6 protein-coding genes are annotated in these 5,500 nt (G+C 31.9%); 5 read left to right on the top strand and 1 reads right to left on the bottom strand.

Annotated features, from left to right (window positions below; translation table 11 throughout):
* The 4 genes from MR593_RS10205 to MR593_RS10190 all read left to right on the top strand — a co-directional run.
* Positions 1–333 (top strand): sulfite exporter TauE/SafE family protein (locus MR593_RS10205; protein ID WP_290692526.1); only part of this gene is annotated, 333 nt, incomplete at its 5' end.
* A 307-nt stretch (positions 334–640) separates the two neighbouring features.
* Complete coding sequence (locus tag MR593_RS10200) at positions 641–1,369, top strand: 4Fe-4S binding protein (protein WP_290692523.1); 729 nt, start codon at positions 641–643, stop codon at positions 1,367–1,369.
* The gene (locus MR593_RS10195) at positions 1,369–2,988 is read left to right on the top strand and encodes an amidohydrolase (protein WP_290692521.1); all 1,620 of its coding nucleotides are present in this window, start codon (positions 1,369–1,371) and stop codon (positions 2,986–2,988) included. The genes MR593_RS10200 and MR593_RS10195 overlap by 1 nt, the downstream gene beginning before the upstream one ends.
* 214 nt (positions 2,989–3,202) lie before the next feature.
* A complete protein-coding gene (locus MR593_RS10190; RefSeq protein ID WP_290692519.1) occupies positions 3,203–4,126 on the top strand; it encodes a carbon-nitrogen hydrolase family protein in 924 nt (307 codons plus the stop codon).
* Between the two features lie 110 nt (positions 4,127–4,236).
* Here MR593_RS10190 and MR593_RS10185 read toward each other — a convergent pair whose 3' ends face one another.
* Positions 4,237–5,001 carry a 4Fe-4S binding protein gene (locus tag MR593_RS10185; RefSeq protein WP_290692517.1) on the bottom strand — a complete coding sequence of 255 codons (765 nt, stop codon included), beginning with the start codon at positions 4,999–5,001 and terminating at the stop codon, positions 4,237–4,239.
* 165 nt (positions 5,002–5,166) lie between these two features.
* On the opposite strand from MR593_RS10185, the gene MR593_RS10180 reads away from it, so the two are divergent.
* Positions 5,167–5,500, top strand: a 334-nt coding sequence (locus MR593_RS10180; RefSeq protein WP_290692515.1) for an RrF2 family transcriptional regulator, incomplete at its 3' end; no start/stop codon positions are given.

Genomic DNA, 5,500 nt, shown 5'->3' with positions numbered 1-5,500 from the left:
ATTGGATTTATCTGTGGATTTGTGGGAGCTGGTGGAGGCATGATGCTTCTACTTATTTTAACAAGTGTGTTAGGCTATGAACTAAAAACTGCAGTAGGAACAAGTGTATTTATAATGGCATTTACTGCATTTACAGGAGCTTCATCACATTTTATGATAGGTGGAATACCAGATTTAAAAGTGCTTTTACTTTGCATAGCATTTACTTTCATAGGAGCACAGGTATCAGCTAAATTTGCCAATAAATCATCTGAAAAAGTTTTAAACAGAGCTCTAGGAATTGTATTAACTGCAATTGGTGGAATGATGATTATCATGAATATGATAGCATAGTTTTGGTGAGAATTTAAAAAATACTCCTTTCTGGTATTGAGTTTATATTTTTATCATTACCATAAAGGAGTATTTATTTTATCATAAGCACAAATTATTTTAAGTTGTCTAGAAAGTCATATACAGAAAAGATGTCACGCTCTTCAGTAAAGTTGAATTCTTCTTTAAATTTATCCTTAAATATACTAAATTTTAGTAGTTTCCATATTATATCATATAAAAAATTATATTGCTTGAAAAAATGGAAATAAATATAACAATATTATATAATGTATATTGGAAAATATTATTAGATAGGAGGAACGATATGAGCAATATAAAATCCAATAGAACCTTTACAATTTGGAGAAAATATGGCTGGTTACTTACTATTATTATTGCATTTGGAGGATTGTATGAACACAAATTGGGATTAATAGTACCTTTTTTTGTTATGCTAGGACTTATGATTACATCTGTGTTTAATGGAAGATTTTGGTGCGGAAATGTATGCCCACATGGAAGCTTATACGATAGTGTTTTATTAAGATTCTCTAAAAATGAAGACATACCTAAATCCTTAAGAAACAAGGGTGTTATAATAGCAATATTTATTTTATTTGCAATTGTATTGGGAACAAGAGTATATAAAGTATTTAGCAATTTTTCTGGGTTGGATTTGTTAGATAAATTTGGTTTTATATTTGTTACTACTTATCTTGTAGTATTGTTAGTCAGTACACCTTTGGCATTATTTATAGCACCTAGAACCTGGTGTCAATTTTGCCCAATGGGGACTATACAAAAATTATTTGGAAAATTAGGTCAAAACATAGGTATATCAAAAAATACAAATAAAAAATTAACTATACTAGATAAGGACAAATGCATTAAATGTAAAAAATGTGCAAAGGTATGTCCTATGCAGCTACAGCCTTATCTAGAATTTAATGAACAAAATCAATTTGACAATGAAAACTGTATAAAATGTAATACTTGTGTCAATAATTGTCCTAAAAAAATACTTACAATAAAGAGCTTGAAGGGGGAAAGATAATGAGAAAAATATACATTAATGGTACTGTTTACACAGTAACTAATGGGAATGCAGAGGCTTTTGTTGAAGAAAATGGTAAATTTATATATGTAGGTAGCACTGAAGAAGCACTTACATATAAGGAAGCAGACAGTGAAGTAATCGATTTAGCTGGAAAATTTGTAACAGCTGGATTTAACGATTCACATACACACGTTTTAGAAATTGGTGACTTCCTTCAAATGGTACAACTATCTAAATGTACTGGTTCTATAGAAGAAATGAAGGAAGGAATTAGACAATTTATAGCAGAAAGAGATTTTAAAGAAAATGAATGGGTTAGAGGTAGAGGATGGAATAATGACTTTTTCGCAGATGAAAATAGATTCCCAACTAGATACGATTTAGATGAAGTATCTACTACTCAACCAATATGCATAATCCGTGCATGTGGTCACGTTTGTATTGTAAATTCTAAAGGTCTAGAATTAATCGGTATCACTAAGGATTCACCACAGGTAGAAGGTGGACAATTTGACGTAGATGAAAACGGAGAACCTCTAGGAATATTTAGAGAAAATGCACTTGAACTTGTATACAGTAAAGCGCTTAATCCAGATAAAGAAGGATTAAAAACAATGCTAGAGGATGCTTGTAAATTCTTAAATACATTCGGTGTGACATCAGCACAAACAGACGATTTTATTGCATTTCCAGGGGTGGATTATGAAGTATTAATATCTGCATTTAAGGAACTTGAACAAGAAGGTAAATTAACAGTAAAAATCAACGAACAATCTCAATTAGTAAATATGGAATTACTAAAAGGGTTCATAGAAAAAGGATATAAAACAGGCGTAGGTACAGACCACTTCAAAATAGGACCATTAAAATTATTAGCAGATGGATCTCTAGGAGCTAGAACTGCATCTTTATGTGAACCTTATGAAGATGACAAGAGCACTTGTGGTATACCAATATACACTCAAGAACAATTCGATGAAATGATAGAATACGCTCACAAAAATGGAATGCATGTAGTAGTTCACTGTATAGGTGACAAGCCAATGTACATGGTAATCGAAGCTATAGAAAAAGCTCTTAAAAAATACCCTAAAGAAGATCACCGTCACGGTATAGTTCACTGCCAAATAACTACAAGAGAGCTACTAGACAAATTTAGAGACCTTAAATTACACGCATACATACAAACTATATTCCTAGACTACGATATAACTATAGTAGAAGACAGAATAGGAAAAGAAAGAGCAAAATATACATACAACTTCAAGACAATGCTAGATGAAGGTGTAATCGCAAGTAATGGTTCAGACTCTCCAGTTGAATTACCAGATGTAATGAAGGGTATCCAATGTGCTGTTACTAGAAAGAGCTTAGACGGCAAATACGGACCATTCCTACCAGAACAAGCATTAAGTGTTGAAGAAGCAATCAAGACTTACACTATATTAGGTGCTTATGGTTCATTTGAAGAAAATGTCAAAGGAAGCATCGAAGCTGGTAAAGTTGCAGACTTCGTTGTTCTTGGACAAAATCCATTTGAAGTAGATCCAAGCACATTAAAGGATGTACCTGTACTTGCTACTTATCTTGATGGGGAATGTGTCTTTTCAAAATAGTAAAAAATATTTTCAAAGTCCTTTAAAAGAGTTCAATTATTTACTATCAATTTTTTTGAATTTATATATCATATAATTCAATTTTATTAATTTCATAAATTGTAGTATTATTATATTAATAGGAAATAATTTACAATAAAAAGTGAACTACTATTTCCTACACATAATTTGCATGCAATATTATCAAAATATTTTTTATTAGAGAGGTGTATATATGAAGGATTTAAAGGATGTTTGTAAAATTGCGCTAGTTCAAGCAGCACCAGTTATGTTTGATAAAAAATTAGGTGTTGAAAAAACAGTAAAGCTTATCGAAGAAGCAGCAGAAAAAAACGTTGATTTAATCGTATTTCCAGAGTTATTTATTCCAGGTTATCCATATGGAATGACTTATGGATTTACAGTTGGAAGCAGAAATGAAAAAGGTCGTGAAGACTGGAAGGTTTACTACGACAATTCTATAGTAATACCAGGGGAAGAAACTGATATATTAGGTAAAGCCGCAAAGGCTGCACATGCATATGTCAGCATAGGTGTATCTGAACGTGACTTAACTACAGGAACACTTTATAATTCAAATATATTCTTCTCACCAGAGGGAGAATTAGTAGGTGTACATAGAAAGCTTAAACCAACTGGTTCAGAACGTGTTGTTTGGGGAGATGCAAACAAGGGATACTTCCCTGTTGTAGATACTCCTTGGGGTAACATGGGAAGCTTAATCTGCTGGGAAAGCTACATGCCACTTGCTAGAGTTGCACTTTATGATAAGGGAGTTACTCTTTATATTTCTCCAAATACTAACGACAACCCAGAGTGGCAAGCGACTATACAACATATAGCTATAGAAGGTCATTGCTATTTCATAAATTCTGATATGTACTTCACAAAGGATATGTATCCAAAGGATTTAAACTGCAAAGATGAAATAGATAAATTATCTGACATAGTTTGTCGTGGTGGTAGCTGTATAATAGATCCATATGGACATTACGTTACAGAGCCTGTATGGGACAAAGAAGAAATTATCTATGCAGACTTAGATATGCAAAAGGTTCCTATGAGTCGTATGGAATTAGATGCTTGTGGACATTATGCTAGACCTGATGTGCTAGAGCTTATAGTTCATGAAAAATAATTTATTAGTAGAATTTTAAAGTTTAGCTACGATAGCTAACTTTGTGATCGATAAAAAAATACTCATATATAAGTAAATTTAATGCTTATGTATGAGTATTTTTTTATTGCTTATTTGCCAAGGAATAACTGATTTTGTTTTCTAGAACTACAGCTTTTTTTCAAAGCTTGAGCTGATACAAAAGTTAAAATCTTGTTGTTTACTCTAGAATGGTTAGGGCAAACAGATATACAATGCATACAAGCAATACATTTAGTTTTGTCAACTGTACGAGGGTTATCTTTTGGGATTGCCTTTACAGGACATTCAGCTGCACAAATACCACAATTTGTACATGTATTATTTGCTTTAGGAGCTAGTGGAACTCCACCATATTTTTTGTAAGGATGGTTTCCTTTTACAAGAGGCGTATCTTTTACACCAGATTGAATTTTTTGTTGAATTTGTTTTGCAAAATCTTTTAATTCCTTTATATCTTTATCATCTGGACGATTTGTAGCAAATTGACGGCATATAGAATGTTCAGCAATCGCTGCAATACCTGCTATACAACAAAAATCAAGATTTTCTAGAGCATCCTTTAATTCAAGTAAAGTATCATCGTAATCGCGATTACCGTATACAGCTATGAAGATTGTCTTAGTGTGGTTTCCTTTTAATTGCTGCATACGTTCAATAGCAAGAGCTGGTACACGACCGCCGAAAGATGGAACAGCGACAATACAAATATCATCTTCATTGAAAGCACATTTATATGGTTTATCCTGAGAAAATAAATCTAGTGTTTCTTTTTCACATGACCACATATCACTTACCGCATCAATTACTTTTTTTGTTCCTCCAGTTGGACTAAAATAAATTTTATAAAGTTTCATTTCGAATACCCCCTCAATAATATAATATTAGATGTAACTTTAAAATTTACATCTAATATTATATACTTCAAACAGTGTAAAATCAACATTTACATCTTATAAATATAAATGTATAATAAAAAATATAAATTGACTTTATTCATAAATCAGAGAGGACCCAATAATATGCAAATTAGTATGAAATGTTCCGTTGCTATACATTGTTTGATATTTATCAATGAAGCACAAGGAAAGGTGAAAGTTACAAGTAAACTGTTATCTCAAAGTACAGGTTGTAATCCTGTTATAATTAGAAATATATTGAGCAAGCTTAAAAAAGCAGGAATTATATCTGTTAAACAGGGAACGGGAGGGGCTGCTTTATGTAAAGAGCCTTCTGAAATAAATATTTTTATGATATACCATGCATTAGAGCCACAGGGACTTAATTCCCTAATTGGTATTCATTCTTGCGAGGAAGGTAAATGTCCTATAGCAAAAAATATAAGAGGAGTACTTG

Source organism: Intestinibacter sp. (assembly GCF_022780145.1).
Taxonomy (GTDB): Bacteria; Bacillota; Clostridia; order Peptostreptococcales; family Peptostreptococcaceae; genus Intestinibacter.
This window is presented reverse-complemented; position numbering and strand designations above follow the sequence as displayed.